This is a genomic window from Methanothrix harundinacea 6Ac, from assembly GCF_000235565.1.
In the GTDB taxonomy this organism is placed as follows: domain Archaea; phylum Halobacteriota; class Methanosarcinia; order Methanotrichales; family Methanotrichaceae; genus Methanocrinis; species Methanocrinis harundinaceus.
On the sequence record NC_017527.1, the window covers coordinates 1068227 to 1089428 of the forward strand.

23 protein-coding genes and 2 tRNA genes are annotated in these 21202 nt (G+C 59.4%); 19 read left to right on the top strand and 6 right to left on the bottom strand.

The features are described 5' to 3' along the window. The first annotated feature begins 126 nt into the window (after nt 1-126). From MHAR_RS05015 to MHAR_RS05080, 14 genes are all read left to right on the top strand, one after another. Nucleotides 127-489, top strand: coding sequence for a 50S ribosomal protein L18e (locus MHAR_RS05015; RefSeq protein ID WP_014586532.1), 363 nt, complete (start codon nt 127-129; stop codon nt 487-489). A gap of 1 nt (nt 490) precedes the next feature. Then, on the top strand, nt 491-910 hold the full coding sequence (locus tag MHAR_RS05020; protein ID WP_048144384.1) for a 50S ribosomal protein L13: 420 nt from the start codon (nt 491-493) through the stop codon (nt 908-910). Nucleotides 911-919: 9 nt separating this feature from the next. Further along, nucleotides 920-1318: a 30S ribosomal protein S9 gene (locus tag MHAR_RS05025; RefSeq protein ID WP_014586534.1), complete on the top strand. Its 399-nt coding sequence runs from the start codon at nt 920-922 to the stop codon at nt 1316-1318. Between the two features lie 6 nt (nt 1319-1324). Beyond that, the gene (locus tag MHAR_RS05030; protein ID WP_048144385.1) at nt 1325-1510 is read left to right on the top strand and encodes a DNA-directed RNA polymerase subunit N; all 186 of its coding nucleotides are present in this window, start codon (nt 1325-1327) and stop codon (nt 1508-1510) included. 7 nt (nt 1511-1517) lie between these two features. Further along, nucleotides 1518-1595 (top strand) — tRNA-Pro (locus tag MHAR_RS05035). Nucleotides 1596-1632: 37 nt separating this feature from the next. Continuing rightward, nucleotides 1633-1818 carry a DNA-directed RNA polymerase subunit K gene (locus MHAR_RS05040; protein ID WP_048144850.1) on the top strand — a complete coding sequence of 62 codons (186 nt, stop codon included), beginning with the start codon at nt 1633-1635 and terminating at the stop codon, nt 1816-1818. Continuing rightward, nucleotides 1819-2445, top strand: a complete 627-nt coding sequence (rpsB, locus tag MHAR_RS05045) for a 30S ribosomal protein S2 (protein WP_014586536.1) — start codon at nt 1819-1821, stop codon at nt 2443-2445. Between the two features lie 3 nt (nt 2446-2448). After that, entirely contained in the window at nt 2449-3246 is a 798-nt protein-coding gene (locus MHAR_RS05050; RefSeq protein ID WP_048144386.1) for an MEMO1 family protein, read from the top strand. 38 nt (nt 3247-3284) lie between these two features. Next, nucleotides 3285-4244, top strand: coding sequence for a mevalonate kinase (gene mvk / locus MHAR_RS05055; protein ID WP_014586538.1), 960 nt, complete (start codon nt 3285-3287; stop codon nt 4242-4244). After that, nucleotides 4241-4999, top strand: coding sequence for an isopentenyl phosphate kinase (locus MHAR_RS05060; protein WP_014586539.1), 759 nt, complete (start codon nt 4241-4243; stop codon nt 4997-4999). Before mvk ends, MHAR_RS05060 begins: the two co-directional genes overlap by 4 nt. Then, nucleotides 4996-6084, top strand: a complete 1089-nt coding sequence (gene fni / locus MHAR_RS05065) for a type 2 isopentenyl-diphosphate Delta-isomerase (RefSeq protein ID WP_014586540.1) — start codon at nt 4996-4998, stop codon at nt 6082-6084. The genes MHAR_RS05060 and fni overlap by 4 nt, the downstream gene beginning before the upstream one ends. Next, nucleotides 6081-7421 (top strand): RNase J family beta-CASP ribonuclease, encoded by a 1341-nt coding sequence (locus tag MHAR_RS05070; protein ID WP_014586541.1) that lies wholly within the window; start codon nt 6081-6083, stop codon nt 7419-7421. Before fni ends, MHAR_RS05070 begins: the two co-directional genes overlap by 4 nt. Before the next feature lie 126 nt (nt 7422-7547). Beyond that, on the top strand, nt 7548-8513 hold the full coding sequence (locus tag MHAR_RS05075) for a polyprenyl synthetase family protein (RefSeq protein ID WP_228369632.1): 966 nt from the start codon (nt 7548-7550) through the stop codon (nt 8511-8513). A 103-nt stretch (nt 8514-8616) separates the two neighbouring features. Then, entirely contained in the window at nt 8617-8859 is a 243-nt protein-coding gene (locus tag MHAR_RS05080) for a hypothetical protein (protein ID WP_014586543.1), read from the top strand. 59 nt (nt 8860-8918) lie between these two features. Here the strand turns inward: MHAR_RS05080 and MHAR_RS05085 are convergent, their stop codons facing one another. Beyond that, entirely contained in the window at nt 8919-9653 is a 735-nt protein-coding gene (locus tag MHAR_RS05085; RefSeq protein WP_014586544.1) for a TrmB family transcriptional regulator, read from the bottom strand. 186 nt (nt 9654-9839) lie between these two features. Here MHAR_RS05085 and MHAR_RS05090 point away from each other — a divergent pair, with 186 nt between their 5' ends. From MHAR_RS05090 to MHAR_RS05100, 3 genes are read left to right on the top strand one after another with little or no spacing between them, the layout of a single operon-like run. After that, nucleotides 9840-10823, top strand: coding sequence for a COG1361 S-layer family protein (locus MHAR_RS05090; RefSeq protein WP_014586545.1), 984 nt, complete (start codon nt 9840-9842; stop codon nt 10821-10823). 20 nt (nt 10824-10843) lie between these two features. Further along, a complete protein-coding gene (locus MHAR_RS05095) occupies nt 10844-11782 on the top strand; it encodes an ABC transporter ATP-binding protein (RefSeq protein ID WP_014586546.1) in 939 nt (312 codons plus the stop codon). Next, on the top strand, nt 11779-12921 hold the full coding sequence (locus MHAR_RS05100; protein ID WP_014586547.1) for an ABC transporter permease: 1143 nt from the start codon (nt 11779-11781) through the stop codon (nt 12919-12921). Before MHAR_RS05095 ends, MHAR_RS05100 begins: the two co-directional genes overlap by 4 nt. Nucleotides 12922-12969: 48 nt before the next feature. On the opposite strand, the gene MHAR_RS05105 is transcribed toward MHAR_RS05100, so the two are convergent. The 3 genes from MHAR_RS05105 to MHAR_RS05115 form a co-directional block, all read right to left on the bottom strand. After that, the gene (locus MHAR_RS05105) at nt 12970-13842 is read right to left on the bottom strand and encodes a hypothetical protein (protein ID WP_014586548.1); all 873 of its coding nucleotides are present in this window, start codon (nt 13840-13842) and stop codon (nt 12970-12972) included. Nucleotides 13843-13967: 125 nt separating this feature from the next. Next, nucleotides 13968-14906 (bottom strand): Vms1/Ankzf1 family peptidyl-tRNA hydrolase, encoded by a 939-nt coding sequence (locus tag MHAR_RS12435; RefSeq protein ID WP_014586549.1) that lies wholly within the window; start codon nt 14904-14906, stop codon nt 13968-13970. Nucleotides 14907-15005: 99 nt separating this feature from the next. Beyond that, nucleotides 15006-15094 (bottom strand) — tRNA-Arg (locus MHAR_RS05115). Between the two features lie 327 nt (nt 15095-15421). Between MHAR_RS05115 and MHAR_RS05120 the strand changes: the two genes are divergently transcribed. After that, complete coding sequence (locus MHAR_RS05120; RefSeq protein ID WP_014586550.1) at nt 15422-16354, top strand: sulfide/dihydroorotate dehydrogenase-like FAD/NAD-binding protein; 933 nt, start codon at nt 15422-15424, stop codon at nt 16352-16354. Between the two features lie 370 nt (nt 16355-16724). Here the strand turns inward: MHAR_RS05120 and MHAR_RS13290 are convergent, their stop codons facing one another. Further along, nucleotides 16725-18332: a hypothetical protein gene (locus tag MHAR_RS13290; protein WP_014586551.1), complete on the bottom strand. Its 1608-nt coding sequence runs from the start codon at nt 18330-18332 to the stop codon at nt 16725-16727. Between the two features lie 48 nt (nt 18333-18380). Then, complete coding sequence (locus tag MHAR_RS05130; protein ID WP_048144390.1) at nt 18381-19370, bottom strand: hypothetical protein; 990 nt, start codon at nt 19368-19370, stop codon at nt 18381-18383. A 591-nt stretch (nt 19371-19961) separates the two neighbouring features. On the opposite strand from MHAR_RS05130, the gene MHAR_RS05135 reads away from it, so the two are divergent. Further along, entirely contained in the window at nt 19962-21056 is a 1095-nt protein-coding gene (locus MHAR_RS05135; protein ID WP_014586552.1) for a DUF11 domain-containing protein, read from the top strand. The last annotated feature ends 146 nt before the right edge of the window (nt 21057-21202 follow it).

A 21202-nucleotide genomic window follows, 5' to 3' on the forward strand; every position in this document is an offset into this window, starting at 1 on the left:
GGTGGTTGTAGCGATCCGCAGAGGGAGCGGAAGCCCGCCCCTCTCTGGCGCAGGGACCCGAAGGTCCGAACGCGCCCCAGGGCGCGTGAGTCGGCCCCCGGCGAGGGGGCTATGCGGAGGATTGATATGAAGAAGGTCAAGAAGACAAACCCGGGATTGGTCACCCTCATCGACGATCTCAAGGCCGCCACCCGGAACGACGGGTCGGCGATCTGGCGCGACGTGGCCAAGAGGCTGGAGAAGCCGAGGCGGAACTACGCCGCAGTAAACGTCAGCAAGATAAACAGGCATACCGCCCCCGACGACCTGGTCCTCGTGGCGGGGAAGGTCCTGGGGACCGGCGATCTCGATCACAAGGTGACGGTGGCCGCCCTCCAGTTCAGCGAGCAGGCCGCGTCGAAGATAAAGTCGGCCGGTGGCGAATGTCTCAGGATAGATGAGCTGGCCGATAAACACCCGAAGGGTTCCGGCATAATTATTTTAAGGTGATCTGATGATTATTGACGCATCTGGGATGATCCTGGGACGTCTGGCCAGCCTCGCCGCTTCAGAGCTCCTCGCAGGAGAGGAGATAGCGATCGTCAACGCCGAGAAGGCCATAATCTCAGGTCGGCGAGAGACCATCTACCGGGAGTACGAGGAGATGAAGAACAAGGGCTCCACCGAGAAGGGGCCTCACTATCCCAAGCGGCCCGAGAGGATCCTGAAGAGGACGGTCCGCGGCATGCTCCCCCACAAGACGAAGCGCGGCCGGGACGCCATGTCCAGGCTCAGGATTTATGTAGGAGTCCCTCCCGAGCTGAAGGGGATGGAGATGGAGCGGCCGGAGGCTGCGAAGATGACGCGCCTGGGCACCGGGAAGTATGTGGAACTTGGCGACGTAAGCCGGATGTTCGGATCAAAATTCTGAGGGTTCAGCATGAAGATAACCAACTCATCGGGTAAAAACAGAACGGCGATCGCCAGGGCCACCCTGACGGAGGGGAAGGGCAGAGTCAGGATCAACAGCAAACCCCTGGAGATCTTTGAGCCCGAGCTCGTCAGGCAGAAGATCATGGAGCCCGTGATGATCGCCCAGGAGAAGGCCTCGGGGCTCGACATCGACGTCAAGGTCCGCGGAGGCGGGTTCATGGGTCAGGCTGCTGCCGTCCGGACCGCCATCGCCCGCGGGATCGTGGAGTGGACCGGAGACACCGCCCTCAAGGAGGCCTACATGGAGTACGACAGGTCTCTTCTGGTCAACGACCACCGGCAGAAGGAGCGGAAGAAGGTCGGCGGCCCCGGTGCAAGAGCCAAGTATCAGAAGTCTTACAGGTGAGCTAGCTTGATCCCTGTACGATGTTTCACCTGTGGAAACGTCATCTCTGATGTATGGGAGGAGTACAAGGAGCGCACCAAGTCTGAGCCACCGGGGAAGGTGATGGACGATCTGGGCATCGAAAGCTACTGCTGTCGTCGCATGCTCCTGACCCACGTGGAGATCGTTGACGTGCTTCGGCGGTATCAGTAAAAGGCGTGGGGTTGTGGGGTAGCCTGGTCCATCCCTCGGCGTTCGGGACGCCGTAACCTGAGTTCGAATCTCAGCAACCCCACCACTTGCCTTTCTTTTGAGGTGGCCACTTGACGGATTCGATGGATGAAGAATATACGCGATACGAACGCGCGAGAATTGTGGGGGCTCGAGCTTTACAGATCCTGATGGGCGCCCCGGTATTGATCAAGACCGAGTCCATAGACCCCCTCGAAATCGCCCTGGAAGAGATGAGATTGGGATTTGTTCCCATCACCGTTAAACGGGATCGCAGAACCTCTAGGTAGGTGACATTTTTGGAAGATGAAGTCATAACACCAGCTGAAGATTATGAGACCCTCATCCCCATAGACGAGTATCTAGCCGCGGGGATCCACATAGGGACTCAGCAGAAGACCAAGAGCATGATGGACTACATATACAGAGTCAGGACCGACGGCCTCTACGTCCTCGACGTCCAGGCGACGGACAAGAGGATCAGGCTTGCGGCCAAGTTCCTGGCCAAGTACGACCCCTCCAAGATCCTGGTCGTCTCGGCGAGGCAGTACGGCCAGAGGCCGGCCACCATGTTCTCCAAGGCCGTAGGCTCCAAGGCCATCGTCGGAAGGTTCATACCCAACACCATGACCAACCCCACCTTCTACGACTACGTCGAGCCGGACGTGGTGGTGGTGACCGACCCCGCCGGCGACAGCCAGGCGATCAACGAGGCGATCGACGTGGGGATTCCGGTCGTTGCCTTATGCGACACCAACAACCTCACCTCCAACGTCGATCTGGTGATCCCCACCAACAACAAAGGCCGGAAGGCCCTGACCCTCATCTACTGGCTCCTGGCCAAAGAGGTCCTCAAGGAGAGGGGAGAGGAAGATAGGTTCAGGTACTCGGTCTCGGACTTCGAGATGGAGTTCTGATCGATGAGACGCCCCGCAGTGGCAGGCCAGTTCTACCCCCTTCAGCCCCAGAAGCTGCTGGAGGAGCTGAAGGCCGCCTTCAGCGGAGCCTCCGGCGGAGAGCCCCTCCCCATCCGGGGCGCCGTCGTACCCCATGCCGGCTACATCTATTCAGGAGCCGTGGCCGCTGAGGTCTATGGGAGGCTCCCCGAGAGGGAGACCTTCGTCCTGATAGGCCCGAACCACCACGGCCTCGGCCTTCCCGTAGCCATCTCTCGGGATTCGTGGATGACCCCCCTTGGGACCGTCGAATCCGACGTCGAGCTGGCGGACGCCCTGGCTGGGAGCATCCTCGAGGTGGACGAGTCCGCCCACCTCTATGAGCACTCCCTCGAGGTCCAGATACCGTTCCTCCAGGCGAGGTTCTCGGGGTTCAAGATCCTCCCGATAGCCATGGGGCTCCAGGACGAGGAGACGGCGGTCGAAGTCGGGGAGGCGGTCGGCGAGGCGGCGAAGTCCCTCGGCCGGGACTGCACCATCATCGCCAGCAGCGACTTCACCCATTACGAGCCCCAGGAGGAGGCGAGGAGGAAGGACGCTCAGGCGATCGAGGCGATCCTGAGGATGGACGTCCCCTCCGTCTATAGGGCCGTCTACGGCCAAAACCTCACCGCCTGCGGCTACGGCCCGATATCGGCTACCATCACCGCTGCGAGGATCCTGGGCGCCGAGACCGGCAAGCTTCTCCGCTACTCCACCAGCGGCGACGTCCTCGGGGATTATAGCCAGGTGGTGGGCTACGGGGCGATAGCCTTCGTCTAGGAGGCGATGAACTGACCTTTGCCTCCGCTCCCGGCAAGGTGATCCTCTTCGGGGAGCACGCCGTCGTCTCGGGGGCTGCCGCCCTGGGCGCCGCCGTGGACCTGAGGGTTGGGGCCAGGATCGAAGACCTGCCGGGGAGGCTCGAGATCTCCGCCCCCGACCTCCGGATGGATCTGAAGGGTATAGCCCTGGACCCCCTCACCGGCGAGGTCCTGACGAAGGCGGGGGAGGAGGCGGCCCACGCAGCTAGGTACATCACCGCCGTTTTGAAGGAGTTTGGGGCGAGGGACCTCCGGGTCACCGTCGAGTCGGAGATCCCTCCGGCCTCGGGGCTCGGATCGTCGGCCTCCGTCGTCGTCGCCACCCTGGGAGCCCTCAGCCGCCATCTCGCCCTGGATATGTCGACGGAAGAGATAGCGATGGAGGCTTTCAGGATCGAGAGGACCGTCCAGGAGGGGCTGGGCTCGCCGACGGACACCGCCCTCGCCGCCTTCGGCGGCTACCGGCTCGTCGAGGGGTCAGCGAGGGCCGTCGACCTGCCGGAGATGAAGCTGGTGGTGGGGTTCACGGGGCTGCCCCACGACACCAGGGCGGAGGTATCCAAGGTCCAGAGCTTCAGGGCGAGGCGGCCGGAGATCGTCGACCCCATATTCCGGGCCATCGGTGAGATCTCGAGGCTGGCGCCGGAGCTCATCAGGGAAGGCCGGCTTGAGGAGCTGGGGGAGCTGATGAACACAAACCACGGCCTTTTGGAGGCGGTAGGTGTCGGGACCCGGGAGCTCTCCGAGCTCGTCTACGCCTCCCGGGGGGGCGGGCAGGCCTTCGGAGCAAAGCTGACGGGGGCCGGCGGCGGCGGATGCATGATCGCCCTGCCCCGCCCCGGCCCCGGGGGGGTTTTGAGGGCCATGACCGCCATCGACCAGGCGAGGGGGGAGCCCTTCTCGGTGGTCACCGGCTGTCAGGGGCTGAGGATCGAGGATCCCGGAGAGGTGAGATGACCGAGATCAGGATTCTGAAGGTCGGCGGGAGCGTCCTGACCGATAAGACCCGCCTCGAATCCGCCAGGACCGAGGAGATCGAGAGGATCGCCGCCGAGGTCGCTGGGTGCGGGGAGGGCCTCATCCTCGTCCACGGCGCCGGCTCCTTCGGCCACTTCCATGCCGAGCGGTACCGCCTTGCGGAGAGGTTCGACGCCGAGGGGGTGCTGGAGACCCATCGGTCCGTCGTCAGGCTTAACGACCTCGTCGTCGAGGGGCTGAGGAGGGCGGGCTCTTCCCCCGTACCGGTACACCCCCTCGGCTCTTCCCTCCTCAAAGATGGTAGGATCGTGGGGATGGAGGTGGGGCCGATCCTGGAGATGGTGAGGAGGGGCCTCGTCCCCGTCCTCCACGGCGACGTCGCCATGGACCTGGTCCGGGGAGCTGCGATCGTCTCCGGTGACCAGCTCGTCTCCCATCTGGCGAGGTTGGTGAAGCCCACGATCGTCGCCCTGGGGACGGCGGCAGACGGGGTGATCTCCGACGGCGAGGTCCTCCCGCAGCTGAGGCGGGCCGGGGTCTCCGGCATCTGGTCAGAGCTGGGCCCCTCCGCGGGGGTGGACGTCACCGGCGGTATGAGGGGGAAGGTGGAGGAGCTCCTCGACCTGGCCGACGAGGGGGTATCTTCGGTGATATTCAACGCATCCAAGCCAGGGATGATCGAGAGGGTCCTCCGGGGCGAGAGGGTGGGGACCCTGGTGGAGGGGAGAAGGTGACCACAGCCAAGAGGAAGCTCGACCACATCAGGATCTGCCTCGATAGGGGGGTGGAGGGGGGCTGGCAGCCCTTCGAGGACGTGGCCCTCGTCCACAGGGCCCTCCCGGAGATCGACGCCGCCGAGATTGATTCGAGGTGCAGGTTTCTGGGAAAGGAGCTGGCCTTCCCCTTCATGATCACGGGGATGACGGGCGGGCACCCCGAGACGAAGGAGATCAACGTCAACCTGGCCCTGGCGGCCCAGGAGGTGGGGGTGGCGATGGGGGTCGGATCCCAGAGGGCCGCCCTCGAGAACTCCGAGGTGGAGGAGACCTTCTCGGCGGTGAGGGACGCGGCGCCGACGATCCCGATCATCGGGAACATCGGGGCGGTCCAGCTGGTGAGGGAGGGGCCCGAGGTGATCGATAGGCTCGCGGAGATGATCGAGGCCGATGCCGTGGCCGTCCACCTCAACTTCCTCCAGGAGAGCGTCCAGCCGGAGGGGGAGACCGAGGCCCGAGGGGCGATGGCGGCGATCCGGGCCGCCTCCGACGGGAGGGTCCCCATCATCGCCAAGGAGACGGGGGCGGGGATATGCAGAGAGGACGCCCTGGCCCTCCTGGAGGCGGGGGTCGAGGTCATAGACGTGGCCGGCATGGGCGGGACCAGCTGGTCCGGGGTGGAGGCCTATAGGGCCGAGGAGCGGGGGGATGGCGAGTCCGCGGTGATGGGGCGGCTCTTCTGGAGCTGGGGGGTCCCAACCCCGGTGAGCGTCGTCGAGTGCGCCTCGGCAGGGGCGGAGGTGATCTCCTCCGGAGGGGTCAGGAGCGGGATCGACGTCGCCAAGAGCATAGCTCTGGGGGCGAGGCTCGGGGGGGCCGCCCTCCCCTTCCTCCGGCCGGCGACGGAGGGGTCGTCGGAGGTGGTCGGGGCCCTCCGGGCCTATGAGAGGGCCTTCCGGACCGCCATGTTCCTCACCGCCTCCCGGGACCTCTCGGCCCTGGAATCGGCGCCGTTCATCGTCGTCGGCAGGACGAGGGAGATCCTGGAAGAGAGAGGGTTTGATTCAAAGAAGCTTTCCATTTATAGAGAGATGTCGAGATGAAGGAGATTGGAATTGTAGCCATCGGAGGCTACGAAGAGATTGGAAGGAACATGACCGCCATCAGAATCGGTCATGACATAGTGATTATGGACATGGGCCTCCGGCTGGACAGGGTCCAGATCCACGAGGATACGGACGTAGAGCGGCTCCGCCCCTCCGAGCTGATATCCATGGGGGCCATCCCCAACGACAGCGTCATGAAGGACGTGGACGGGAAGGTGAAGACGATAGCCTGCACCCACGGCCACCTAGACCACATCGGAGCGATATCCAAGCTCGCCCACAAGTACAAGGCTCCCATCGTAGGGACCCCTTTCACCGCGGACCTGATAAAGCAGGAGATAGAGGCTGAGAAGCTCCAGGGGACGAAGAACGAGGTGGTGACGATGAACGCCGGCAAGAAGATGCAGGTCTCCTCTGACGTCGAGCTGGAGTTCATCAGGGTCCAGCACAGCATCGTCGACTGCGTCTTCGCCGCCATTCACACCCCCCGGGGCGTGATCCTCTACGCCAACGACTTCAAGATGGACCGAAGCCCCACCCTCGGCCAGCCTCCCGACTTCGCCAGGCTGAAGAAGCTGGAGAACGAGGGGGTTTTGGCCCTGATCACCGAGACGACGAACGCCGGGATATCGGGGAAGACCCCCTCGGAGCAGATAGCAAAAGACCTGGTCTGGGACGTCCTGATGGGGACGGAGGAGACGAAGTCCGGGGTCCTTTTGACGACCTTCTCATCCCACATAGCGAGGATCCGGGCGATCATCGAGGCGGCCCACGAGATGGGGCGAAAGCCGGTGTTGCTGGGCAGATCGATGGAGAAGTACTGGGGGACGGCGAAGAGGGTGGGGTACGCCCCCAAGTCCAACGACCTCCCCGTCTACGGTAGGAGAAAGAGCGTCGACAAGTTCTTCAAGAGGATGATGCAGGAGGGGAAGGATAAGTACCTCCCGATCATGACCGGCCACCAGGGGGAGCCGGGGGCGGTCCTCAGCAGGGTCGCCAGCGGCGAGACCGATTACATGATCGAGTCCGGGGACAAGGTGATATTCAGCGCCGGGATCATACCCCAGCCCCTGAACAAGTCCAACCGGCACATCGTGGAGACGAAGCTGAAGATGAGGGGGGCGAGGGTCTACGACAACGTCCACGTCTCGGGCCACGCCTGCGTCGAGGACCACTGGGAGCTCTTGAGGATGATAAATCCCGAGCACGTCATCCCCAGCCACGGGACCTTCGAGACCCACGGCAAGTACCTCTCCATGGCGGAGGACACCGGCTACGAGCTGGGATACACCTTCCACATCATGAGGAATGGCCAGGAGCTGCTCCTCCCCTGAAGGGGATGAGGAGGAAGGGACGGTGACGGCGGAACTGGGAAGCTGGAACGGAAGGGGGGAGATTTTGGATCGGAGGGGCTGGAAGGGCATCGGGGGACCGGAGAGCGAGGAGGTGCAGAAGGCGTGCTGATCCTTGAGGAGGAGCTTTTGAGGCGGGCCGGGATGATCTCCGGGGCGATCGAAGAGCTTCTGCCGGTCGTCCCCCCGAGGGAGCTCTACGCCGCCGGCAGGCACCTGGTCGACGCGGGGGGAAAGAGGCTCCGGCCGAGCATGCTCCTTATGGCCGCGGAGGCTGTAGGCGGCGATCTCCGGGCCGTCGTCCCCGCCGCCGTCTCCATCGAGCTCGTCCACAACTTCACCCTCATCCACGACGACATCATGGACAACGCCGAGACCCGGCGGGGTAGGCCCGCGGTCCACGTCAAGTGGGACGAGGCGGGGGCGATCCTGGCCGGCGATACCCTCTACTCCAAGGCCTTCGAGATTCTGACGGTCGCCGAGGCGAGGCCCGAGGAGATGGTGGCTTCGGTGAAGATGCTCGCCAAGACCTGCGCCGCCATCTGCGAGGGGCAGTGGCTGGACATGGAGTTTGAGAGGCGAGACGAGGTGACCGAGGCCGAGTATCTGGAGATGATCGAGAAGAAGACCGGGGTCCTCTACGGCGCTGCCGCTTGGATGGGGGCCCGCCTCTCCGGGGCGGCTGAGAAGGAGGCCGATGGTCTGGAGAGGTTCGGCCGTCTGGTGGGGATGGCCTTCCAGATCCAAGACGACGTCCTGGATCTGACGGCCCCTGCCAAGGTCCTAGGAAAGCCCCGGGGCGGGGACCTCGCCGAGGGGAAGAAGACCCTGATCATGATCCACGCCATGGCCAGGGGCGCGAGGATCGAGATCTTCGGGAAGAAGAACGCCTCCCAGGAAGAGATCGAGGCGGCTCTCGACGCCCTCCGGGGCAGCGGCTCGATAGATTATGCGAGGAGGAAGGCGGTGGGGCTGGTGGAGGAGGGCAAAGCGGCCCTGGCACCCCTCCCGGAGTCGGAGGCGAAGGCGCTGCTGCTGGAGCTCGCCGACTACATGATAAGCAGAAGTTATTAATCCATATAACGACCAAAAGGATTCGTAGCCGGGCGCTGTCGGGGTCGGGTCAGGCCAGCGGCTGGAGCGCCGTCGCGGCTTTATTAGAGAGGAGGCGTTCAAATTGCACGAGCATAAGCACGGGTCGGATACGCACGGGTCGCATGAGCACGAGCTGAATGCGCACGAGATCGAGCACCTTCTGGATCACTGGATCGAGCACAACAAGAGCCACAGCGAGAGCTTCCGGGCGAGGGCGAGGGAGATGGAGGCGGCAAGCCCGAAGGCGGCGGCGAGGGTGAGGGAGGCGGCGGAGCTGATGGACGCGTGCACCGCGAAGCTTGAGGAGGCGGCGGGAGAGCTTTGAGCGCCAGAGGGAGGAGGAGAGGGCCTCTGGTGATCGATGCTCGGGGCATCCCTAATAGATCAGGCCAGATGCTCCAAAACCCCCCTCTGAAGGGCCGAGACGACCGGCAGCTTCACCACCACCGCCAGCCTCTCGTCTCCTATCCTGGTGATCACGATCGACTCCTTCCCGTCGGCGATCATCATGCAATCGAGGCTGTAGTTTACGCCGTCCACCCTAATATCTTTGTATATCTCCGCAGCTCCCCCCCATATCTCCCGGAGATCTAACCCCAGATCCTCGAATTTATCCTTTCTATCGACTATCATCACGAGCTTGCACCCCTCTTTCAGCTCGGATGAGAGATCGGATCTGTGCTCCCTCAAGAAATCCGGGCTTCTGCAGAATATCAAGAGCTCTCCATCCGCCCTTTTCATCAGGTCTCGGACCCTGTTTTTGATCCCCCACTCGTTCCGAACGCACCAGACGGGGGTGGCTCCGGGAGAGTCCAGGGTGAGGTTCTTCAGCTCATAGGCCGATCGGTCTGCTGCCTCCAGGAGCTCGACCTTCAGCCTCTCAATCACCCTCTCCGGCTCGATGGCCCTGTAGTACGTCGGCGATCCCTGAACGAACTCGGCAAAGCCCTTCTCCGTCAGGTCTTTTAGTATATCATATACCCTGGTCCTCGGGACCCCGCTCATCTCGTGGACCTCCCTCGCCGTCGCCTCACCGAGCCCCACCAGGGCGGTGTAGCTCCTCGCCTCGTACTCCGTCAGGCCGAGCTTTCTCAGGCCATCCACTATTTCAAAGTTCATTGTAACTCAGTTAGTTACAACAAACTTAAATATGCCGCTGGTCCCTCTACGACCCAACGGTATTGAGAGGATTACAAAATGAGCTCCGATAGATCGCTTTGCCTCAAATATGTCTCACCTTTGCGCCCCGTTCTGCTTCTCCTGTCCCTGCTCCTCATTCATCCTACGGCATCGGCGGCGGCTTTTATGGGGTCTCCGAACGCCCTCGAGATCTTTCCTGGAGACTTCTACAAGGTGGAGGGGTCTCCCGAGGTCGCCGTCTCATTAGACCGGGAGATGGTCTATCAAGGCGAGGAGACGAGCCTCTACCTGACTCTCACGAACCGGGGGCGGGTCACATCGATCAGAGTGAACGATCCCCCCTCGACCTCCCCCGAAGAGAGGTATGCCGCCAGGGTCGAGCTGGAGCTGGAGAACGCCAGGACCGCGGCCCAAGACGTCTCGGTCAGCCTCTTGGTACCCCAAACCGGGGAGGAGGTTCCCCTGGAGGTGAAGAGGCAGGTCGCCTATGCCGGAACTCTGCGCGAGGGTCAGGTCTCTTCTAGGCTGGAATTTCCGATAGAGGTCTATGAGAGGACGCCCCCCGGAGATTACGACCTTCTGGCCGTCGTCAACTACACCTACCAGTGGGACGTGGCGGCGAAGCCGAAATCGAGCCGGCCAGAGAACCCCGATATATTCTACCTATACGAGAGCAAGAGCGAGACCGTCCCCCTGACCCTCCGGGTGGTGCGGGAGAGCGGCGCGGAGTTCAGGGTTAAGGAGGTCGCCCCATCGGACCTGATCGTCGGATCGAGGGATAACGTAGTCAAGATGACGATCGAGAACGTAGGCGACGACTATGCTCGCGACCTCGTGGCGAGGCTGCGGCCCGAGAGCGGGATCTACGTCAGCGTCGACGAGTCTCCCATCCCCCTCCTCCGGCCCGGCGAGACCGCCGAGCTGGTCTACAAGCTCGACGTCTCCAAGGACGCCGTGCCGGAGAAGACCTACTCGCTCAAGGTCCTCTTCGAGTTCTCCGACTCTCGCAAAGACGACATCTCAGAGACGGAGAACGCCTACCTGCGGATCGAGGAGGACGGACCCTGGGGCCTCATCTCCGGAGCCGTTCTGGCGGCCCTGGCGGCGGCAGGCCTTCTGATCCACCGCCGGCGAAGGGGCTCGGTCTGATCATGCCGGAGGATGGGCTAATGGTGGGCGAAGAATCTCCGGCCGCCGATCCGTCCCAGGATTACAGCATCGTCGCCCGGGGCCTTTTGAAGAGCTTCGGCAGGCTTAGGGTATTGAACGACCTTTCGGTGAGGATACCCCGGGGGACTACCTACTGCCTTTTGGGACCGAACGGGTCGGGGAAGACGACCTTCATCCGGGCCGTCGCAGGCCTTCTCCGGCTCGACGGGGGGTACCTCTCGGTTCTGGGGGAGCCGGTCCATACCGTCGATAGGGTCTATCCCAGGATCGGGTACATGACCCAGCACAAGGCGCTATACCCGGACCTCACCTTGAGAGAGAATATGGAGTTTTATGCCGGCCTCTACGGGATCGAGGGGGGGGAGAGGGACGAGAGGATATCGGAGCTCCTGGAGATGGTCGACCTCGCGGATCATATCGATAGGATCACGGGAGATCTCAGCGGCGGGATGTATCAGAGGCTATCTCTCGCCTGCACCCTGATCCACGACCCCGATCTCCTCCTCCTCGACGAGCCGACGGTGGGGGTCGACCCGATCCTCCGGGAGGCCTTCTGGCGGTTCTTCGACGGCCTCGCCGAGGGGGGCGCGACGATCCTCATCACCACCCATCTTATGGACGAGGCCGAGAGGTGCAAGACCGTCGGCTACATGAGGGGCGGGCGGATGCTGGCGGAGGGGAGCCCCGAGGAGCTGAAGAGGCTGGCGGGGCTCCGGCCTATCTTGAGGCTCTGGGTGAAGGACCCCCGGGCCTCTGCTTCCAGCCTGGCAGCCGAGGGCCTTCCGGTCGAAGTCGTCGGTGGCGTCCTTCAGGTGAGGATCGAGGATACCCGGAGGCTGAAAGAGATCCTGGAGCGGGTCGAGCCCTCGGACCTCAGGCTCGTCGAGCCCTCCCTCGCCGCCGCCTTTCTGAGGCTTTCTGAGGGGGGGTCGAGATGATAGGTCCAAAGATCAATTCGAAGCGGGTGCTGGTGGTGGCGCGGCGGGTCGTCCGCCAGCTGAAGCGGGATCGGAGGACGATCGGCCTCATCACCTTCGCCCCCGTATTCCTGATGATCCTCTTCGGCTACGCCCTCTCGGGGGAGATGGCCGGCATAAACCTGGGGGTGGTGGACCTCGGAGGCCAGGACGCCCTGAGGGAGCACCTCGCCTCCGTCGACGACTTCGACCTCCTCCACCTCGGGTCAGAGTCGGACGCCGAGAGGCTGATCGTCGAGGGGAGGCTCCACGGGGCGGTGGTGATCGGGGAGGAGGTCCGGGTCCTGCTGGACGGGTCGAGCCCCCAGATCACAGCTTCGATCATGACCGAGGTGAAGAACGGCCTTCTCCCCCGGGAGGGGCTCCAGAACGGCGGAAGGATGGGGGTTGGAGGAGAGCTGGGAGCTTTAAACGGGGGGTGGCCTGGGGGCGACGGCATCCTCGGAGGGGTCGGAGGCCCAGAGGTCGTCCAGCGCTACATTCGCGGCTACGATCTGGAGATGATGGACTCCGTCGGCCCCGCGGTCCTCGGCCTCGTCGTCTTCTTCTTCACCTTCATCACCGCCGCGATCTCGTTTCTCCGGGAGAGGACTCAGGGGTCCCTGGAGAAGTTCATGGTATCGCCCCTCAGCAGGCCCGAGATGGTGGCCGGCTACCTTTTGGGGTTCAGCCTCTTCGCCCTCCTCCAGTCGGCGACGACCCTCCTCGTCGTCGTCCTCGCCTTCGGCGTTCCCATGAACGGAAACCCCCTGACGGCCTTCGGCGTCATCCTCCTCCTGGGGGCGGGAGGGCTCGTCCTAGGCGGCTTCTTATCGAACTTCGCCAAGACGGAGTTTCAGGTCGTCCAGTTCATACCGATAGTCATCCTCCCCCAGGTCGTCCTTTCAGGGGTCTGGTGGCCCCTCGAATCGATCCCCGACTTCATAAGGCCGATCTCCTACATCCTCCCCCTCACCTACTCCAGCGACGCCCTCCGGGCGGTGATGCTGAAGGGGGCGGGGGTATCAGAGATCCTGGTGCCGGACCTGCTGTTCCTGGTCGGGTTCTTCGTCATCGCCTTCGGGGCGGCGACGCTGATGCTGAAGCGGGAGGTGGGTTAGTCAAAACTGTCTCGACTCGGATGGGGTCCGGAGCCGAGATCGGAGAGATCAAGTTCGGATCCCCCCCTCCAGCCTCTCCCTCGCCGCCTTCTTCACGCTCTGATCCCCATCCCCCACCAGAGCTCTCACGACCTCTTCGGGGGTGGACGGATTTTGGGCCACCTTCTCCCTCACCTTCCAGGCCCAGTCCCCGGAGAGGGCCACCAGGGTAGCGGGATCGGCGATCGGATTCGACGCCACCGCCGCCCGGATCTCGACATCCCGGTCAGCGGCGAGGCTCGCGAGGGTGGAGGCCGACGTCTTTTTGTTCATCGCGACGGCGGCCCGGACGTCCTGGATCCGGTCGGCGGCGAGGTAGGCCAGGAGCTCGACGGTCGCCTGCGGGCTCCTCGCCGCCGCCGTCCTGACGGACCAGGAGGGGTCGATCCTCCTATCGAAGAGGACGTCCTCGGGGACCGTCGGGTTTGAGACGACGGCGGCCCGGACCCCCTCGTCTCCGTCGTCGGCGAGGGCCCTGATAACCTCTTCAGGGGTCTTCGGGTTCTTGGCCGCAGCCTCCATGACGATGTAGCGGTTCTTCGAGAGGGAATAGTCAAAGTCCATCGTCTCGTCCTCGGCGAGGTCCGAGAGGACCTCGGGGGATGTCCTGGGATTGAGGGCGACGGCGGCCCGGACGAAGCCGTCTCCGTCCTCGGCGAGGAGATCGAGGATCTCGCCGTCTGCCTGAGGGCTTGCGGCCACCGCCTCCCGGACCCACTGGACCCTATCTCTCGCCAGCTCCCCCAGGATCTCCATGGGCGCGGCGGGGTTGTTGGCCACGGCCCGGCGGACGTGCCAGTCCCAGTCCCTCGCGAGCCTCTCCAGCTCCTCCCCATCTATCTCTGGGTCTGATGCCTCCCTCTCCTTCTTCCAGTCCCTCATGGCCAGATCCTCCCTCCTTCGTAACCGGTCGGCTCTTCATCCTCCTTTATAGGTATCCACCTTCTCCTCCCCCCCCGCGAGCCGCTCCATCTCCCCCGTCTTCGATCCGACGGGAGGGCGTCGGCTCATCCCCGGAGGCAAGAGAAGGCGTAGACCTCCTCCAGGACCTCGGCCGGGTCCTTCCGGTCGATCCGGCCGAACTTCGCCTCCAGGATCGGCATCTCGATGGCAGGGCGGATCATCCGCACGAGGGCGCTCTCGCCGCCGACGACGGCGTAGACGGGGATCGACCTCCGCCCCTCCAGGAGGCTCTCCAGCCTCTCCGCGACGAGGGCTGCATGCTGGCGGATATCTTCCTCCCTCAGCCGCTCGAACCTCCTCTGGGACCAGCCGCCCTTGGTGTGCTTCTCCTTGACGGTGCTCTTCACCACCGCCTCCTCGATGAAGCCCTCCCTCCCCAGGGCCAGCCCCAGGAGGGTCTCTCCGGCGTGGGCCGCCACCACCAGGACCGGTGTATCCAGCATCTCCCGGAGGGGCCCCGTCCTGAAGGTGGAGGCGAAGGCCGTCACCTCCTTTTTTATGGGGAAGGGGGGTACAAGGCCGATGGTGAAGAGGAGGGGGTCGGAGAAGACGGCCACCCCCCGGTCTGAACCCGCCCGCCGGATCATCTCCTCCGCTCCGGGATGAAGGTCGGAGCCCATCGATCCGGCGGGGACTAAGGCGGAAAGGAGGTCGTCATCTTTGGAGCGGATCTCGTCCAGCCGGTCCAGGAGCCTCGCCACCTCCCTCGGCTTCAGGGTCCAGCTCTTCTCTTCCGGCTTCGGTCTCCCTTTCTCTTCGCCTCCATCCTCAGACCCCCCCTCCTGGAGAGCGGCGATCCTCTGCTCGGCGGCCTTGAGGGCGAGGCTCGCCTCCTGCTGGGCTGCCGTCATCTTTCGGATCTTCTCATCTCGCCTCTCGATCTGGAGGGCTAGGGAGTCCCTCTCCTCCTCCAGGAGAGCCACCTTCGAGCGGAGCTCCCCTATCTCCTCCTCTCGCCTCTTTCTTCCCAGAAGGTCGACCAAACCCTCACCTGCGCCCCTCTTATGGGCCCATGGGCAAAAAGGGTTTTCTACCTGCTTCGAATCGGGGGTCTCCGCCGAAATATCGGTATAAAAGGAGGACGGACCCGCTGGGATTCGAACCCAGGTCAGCGGGTTTCTTCGAGGAGCCTCTCCGAAGCCCGCTAGGATATCCTCTACCCTACGAGTCCTCGCGCGAGCCTTAACCCTCAAACGCTATTAACCTTTTCCAGGGCTTCGCGGCTCCATCGCCCCGGGACCCCTCCGATTCTGGGGGCGGATCCTCGAAGCTCCCTATTTAAATTTAACAGAAAGCCATCTAGAAAGGGTCTAATTGCAGTTCAAGGTCGCAGGATATCTCCGGATTCGAATAGAGGGTTAAGGTGGCGGGGAAAGTATTTCAACCCACAGGCGGATCTCGTAGCTATCGGATAAAGTCCCTGCTAGCTCCGGGGTGAGTTGATGAGCCTTCCGAAGGCTCGGAAGGGTCCCGGGAGCTCTTAGGCGGGTGAATCCTCATGGAAGAGACGATATGCGAAAGGTCCGTCGGCTCCATCGCCAACGAGATCGTCCGGAAGGAGACGGTCGCCCCAGGCTTCACCCTGATGGAGATCAGGGCGCCTGATATAGCCGAGAAGATCCAGGCGGGGCAGTTCATGATCCTCCGGGTCGACGAGGCGGGGGAGAGGATACCTATGAGCGTAGCCGACTGGGACCGGGAGAGGGGGACGGTCACCCTCGTCTTCCAGGAGCTGGGGCTCTCTACAAAGAAGCTCGGCCTGATGGAGCCGGGGCAGAGGCTCGCAAACCTGGCCGGCCCCCTGGGGAAGGCCGCAGAGGTGGGGCACTTCGGGACGGTCGCAATCGTCAGCGGCTGCTTTGGGACGGGGCCGGGGTATGCCCTCGCAAAGGCCTTGAAGGGGGCGGGGAACCGGGTGATCTACATCGCCGAGGCCTTCAGGGGAGAATTTCACTTCTGGCTCGATAGGCTCGCGGAGGTAGCCGATCGGCTGATCGTCGCCTCTGGAGATATGACGGTGGGCTCTGCCCGATGGGCGAAGGACCCCCTGAGGGACCTCCTCGAATCCGAGGAGATCGGGAGGGTTTACCTCATCGGCTGCACCTTCATGATGGCGACCTGCTCGAGGGCGTCGGAGCCCTTCGGCGTCGAGACGAGGGCGAGCTTGATGCCGATCATGATCGATGGTACGGGGATGTGCGGCGCCTGCCGCGTCAACGTCGCCGGGGAGACGAAGCTCGCCTGCGTCGAGGGGCCGGAGTTCGCCGGCCGCGACGTCGACTGGTCCGAGCTGATGGAGAGGGCGCGGGGGTACCTCAAGGAGGAGGAGCGGGCCCTCGACCTCTGGGAGATCGACAACTGGCACCTGGTCAGGTTCAGAGACCGCGGTCCCGAGGAGAGACGAAAGAGGGGCGGGCCCCGGCGGTGCTGATGAGGGCGGCCAGGCTTCCTCCAGGATGCCGATCCCGAACTCTAAGAGATCATCAGCGTCCGCGGATTTGGGGCGGAGGACTCGACCTGAGGCGCCGTGAGGTGCGGGCGGCGCTCGGGGGCGGGGGCCTGGTCGGGATGGTTAGGGCGCCAATTCTGCCGGCTGAAGGGTCCTGCGGCGAGGGTCCGGGAGGCGGCGGGGGAGCAGTAAGCTGAAGGATTTCATCCCTTAATTCCAACCTCAAGGTCGAAAAGGCACCAGAGTAGGAAGTAGAGGATTGCAGTCGCCACCGGAATCTCCCCTCTCCTACAATCACTTGATCTACTTGCGGGGTTCGCAACTCCTCCAGGTGACGTTGACGTTATCGACGTTATCGTTTTGCCGCCTTCTTCTTTAAGCTCTCCTGAATTGTTCCGTCTTCTGCCTTCCAAGATGCGTATACCATGTTATCCAATAATCTAGTCTTCGTGTCCGCGCTATTTTCTATGGAGAACGCTACATTAATATAAAGGGTTTCATCATGTTCAAGCCTCGTAATAGTCCAAGTCAAGCTGCTAGAGGTTTTGTTTGTTGGCTCGAATATCTCACCATCCATCTTCGTCGAATTACCTCTGGTGTAGCCGAATCCCTTCGGAAGAAGGTCCGTGACGTTAACGTTGGTCAGGTTTCCCTTCCTATCTGCCGGTGCATAAGTGACCCCGATTTGGTACACTGCCCTTTCAGAGGTGCTATTACGATCTATATAGAACTTTTCGACTGTGACGTTGTAATTTACGGACATTTCCGGGGGCTGAGTCTCCTCTCTATAAGGCTGGCCACCTCCAGCTCCGTCAGATTTTGTAGCGTTGTTTGTATCTTCGCCTAAATTTCCAAACTGGTATATACACTCGAAGCTGGGGCAGTAGGAATAATTGCACTGCAATTTTTCATACTTTGGAGGTGCTGTACATCTGAGGGCGCCTGTTATTGGATCAATGATGCACTCCTGATTGCGTATCAAGTTGGCGGTTACCTGATTCGGCTTCAACGTATTGTAAACACCAGTATCGGGCCATTTATTATCATCGCGACCGATGTAGCATTTATCATCATCGTCACAATAAAAGCCTGCCAGTGGTACAAGACTCTTTTCATAGTCTTGCTTGTAAGCTTCTCCACCGCCGATGCAGCAGGAGAGCCAGCCTTCGTCGATGCCTGCACCAGGATACGACATATTTTCTGCAATCAGATCGTTCGTTATATGGATGTTGTCTCCTCTGATCAGAGCGTCCTGTTCCCAGTCTATATTACGGGAGACGGTTCTGTTCGTCCAGGCGGTGGCATCCTTGATCTCTATGATTCCATCGGTGACATTGGCGGTGTATCTAAATTCGTAATCATTATCCGTTTTCGCAGGGGGTTTTGCACCCATATCCGCTTCTGCTGTTACGTTAATACGGCTTGATCTTCGGCTCTCCCCAAGATCGTATGTCCCGGCATAGCTGGGGGATCTGCCATTGCCCTGAATGCGGGACGCTCCGCTCAGATGCATAACTCCAGAATATTTTACATAATTTAGATCATCGTATCGTATCTTCTTCCACGCAGATACCGCCCGATTGTTGGGATAAAAACCCTTTGCGTAGAACTCTGATATCCCTTTCTCGCCTGTGAAGTTTACATACTGATGATGATATACGCTAGAGTTATGATCTGCGTAAGGTGGATGGGCTGCGTCTATCTGGCCATCGTAATATCCAAATTCATCAGTGAAATCGATTTCACCATTTACCAGGTAGTTCGTCGAGCCCGTCTTGTAGCCCTTGGAATAACTGCTCTCTTCGAGTCTAGGCTCTTTAAAATAGCTGTAGTGCGTCATTGTGCCGTTGTCGCTGGTACAACTAAAAGTGCTGGTAACTACTCCAGCTGATGCAGCGGTAATCAGCACCCCCATCAGCACAGATACAAGGACTACATTTCTAATGAGCCATCCCTCCACCTAAGACGAATATTTCAGATTGATCATCCCTGGATATGATAAAAAAATCTAAATAAAGACCGTATTCAAACTGATCGGGCCGGATATAAACTTGCCGGAATATTCGCCCGATTTGTCGTCGTGTTCAAAGGCGGGATTCCAATATTTATGAATGATGTGCCCCGACCCGTCTGCGCCCCATATAATGTTCTCGTAGACATCATTCCCATCTCTTGTTCCGATAGCCACGCCGATAGGACATCCTGGATAAGCTCGTCGAACATGGACAAAAGTCCAAAGGGCCTCATCATATCTTTTCCACCTATTCAGAAAATTGGGATGCTTTTTGTCTTCTGTAGAGATATGGGGATCTTTGCATTCTCCAGGGTTCTCGTAGATTTTGTTCTCTAGATACTCCGATACCCCACCGTTCCCATCAAGTGGATAGATGAGCCTTTTTTCATCGAACGCTATGAGGGTATTGTCAAGGGGATCGATATTATTTGGTATGGGATGGTACCTTCCCGCACCTAATGGAAACCCTATGACGGCCTTTTTTTGATTAATGCCCTTGACGAATCTATCAAGTATGGGATCCCAGTATGAACAAACAAAATTATTTACTGACGTGTCATACCACCATAATACGTTCAATGCGTGCCTTTCTCCTGTCAAGCCCGGTCCGCCCTCTGCCGCAACGCCACTGATCATGCCTATGGGGAAGCCAGGGAATCTGTGGCGCACATGTGCCATCGTCCAAAAGGCTCTATCTTCACAGTCATAATACACGTTTACGTGGTTTTTATGGTTGAGACCATACATGTAGGAAAATACACTATCTTGGCCCTTGTCTCTTTCGTACGGATTTGTAATACCTTTTTTTATTGCTGCTTGAATCTTAATATCATCTACGTCCATACCTATGAATCCCGAGTCTCTTTTAAATCTTAAGCCCAGTCTCTCTGGGACATCCCCAGGGAAAATCTTGATCGGCTCGATGCGCGGCTTCAATCCAGAATTTTCCAGCAATTTATAAGCATCCTTAGTTTCCTGATCCATGGGTCTTTATCTTCTTTTCTTCATATTTTAACTTTTCTCTTTTGTAATCTTAAATAACTATGTCCATCACATATATAAAAATAACATTTAACCTATTCGTCAAAGACACGATATTAAAAATTCATATAATATTATTTAAATTTTAAAATATATAAATAAATAATTATGATAAATCTTATGATCTTCTACTTAAATTTAAATAATGTATATATGTTGAATTTCCATAGAATAAATAATTGGTATAAATTATAAAAATAAAAAACGATTACAATTGGCATTATAATCTTCCAATATGTGCGATCAGAGTTAATTCTATTAAACCATAAAAGCTAATTTTCATCAAAAAAATAATTTTAATTATTATGGCCGAAAATGCATAAGACGTGATGCTCTGATCTTTGGCCTTTTATTGTTCCAACGGATCAGCTAGCAGATCAGGCTGGTTAATTCTACGGTTCATCTCTAATCTTTATCCGATAAGTACAAACCAATAGATTTAAATTAGTTTAACGAGAATGAGTTTAATAATTAGTCGCCTCTTCAGACTGAGAGAGACGCGAAGAGGTTTCATTTATCAGGGTGGTGAGCGAGATGAAGCTAAGATATCTGGCGGTGTTGGCAGCGATCATCTTACTGGTGACGATATCTGCAAGTTGCTCAAATTACGAGATGATAGGTAAGGGAGGGCCAGACAGGATACCCATAACTATGAAAACCAACGAAACTAATCAGAGCCTTTATCAGATCCGCCTTGGTCATCCAGACCCCGACGATTTCAGCCTTGAACAGCTCGCCCTTAAGGATCAAAATACGTCCCGGAGCTATCTGATCAATGAGACGTTGAAGGGTCATATATTCGAGTTCCAGGGTCAGATCAAGGTCGGAGATTGTGATTATTGCACCCTCTGGCTCGATAAGCCGGCGAAGCTCTTCGTGGAGTGCCCAGATGATGTGACATGCGAACAGAAATACAGGGAACCGCTTACATGTATTGTCTCCCGGGGATACATCGTTGATCATGACGGCAACTTGCACCGCGTTGAGGGCGTGGCATTGAAGCCGGATGCAAATAAATCCGGTTGGCGTTATTTTGGGTTTGGATACCTGGTTAGAGTACAGAGGATGACTGAACGATTAAACACGTCGTACATTCCTGATCAGGGCCAATATGACATAAAGTGGTCTTTCGTACAACAATCTTTCGTACAACAGTGTCCTGTAACCGATAAGGCGCCTGCTGTAACGGTGGGGACGTCACCCTTCGCCAATATCTCGTCTATGAAGGTCGTTCAATTTTATCAGAGACCAGTTACTGCAGATGGTGCAACTATAGTGGTATACAAAATTACCGCCAGTAACACTGGTGAAACTAGGCTGAAGAACGTAACCCTGGATGATACTTTGCCCCTGGGCATGGATTTCGACAACGTTTATTACTCCGAAGGAGGCAGCCCTGACTTTCTGCTCGGAGAGGAGGCGGGCAAGCCTTGTGATGTCACTATGAGCCTCGGATATCTGGATACGGGAGAGAGCAGGTCGATTATCCTGAAAGCCAAACATGATGGTGACGAAAGAGCCGGAGATAGCTACGGCAAAAACAGCGTCATAGTCTACGGGGAGGCCCCAGATAAATTTAAAGTATCGGCAAATAACGACACGTCTATGCCCTCTTACGACATCGAGTAAGAAGGTGCCGTCGAAGAGGGCAACGACGGATCGTCGGGTAGTGACCCAACGGCCGGCGATCCCAAACCCTAATATGAGGTGCCTTAAACGACAGCTATGCATGACCGAATCCATCGCCTTCAATAGCTCAAATTTGGGTCCTAGAA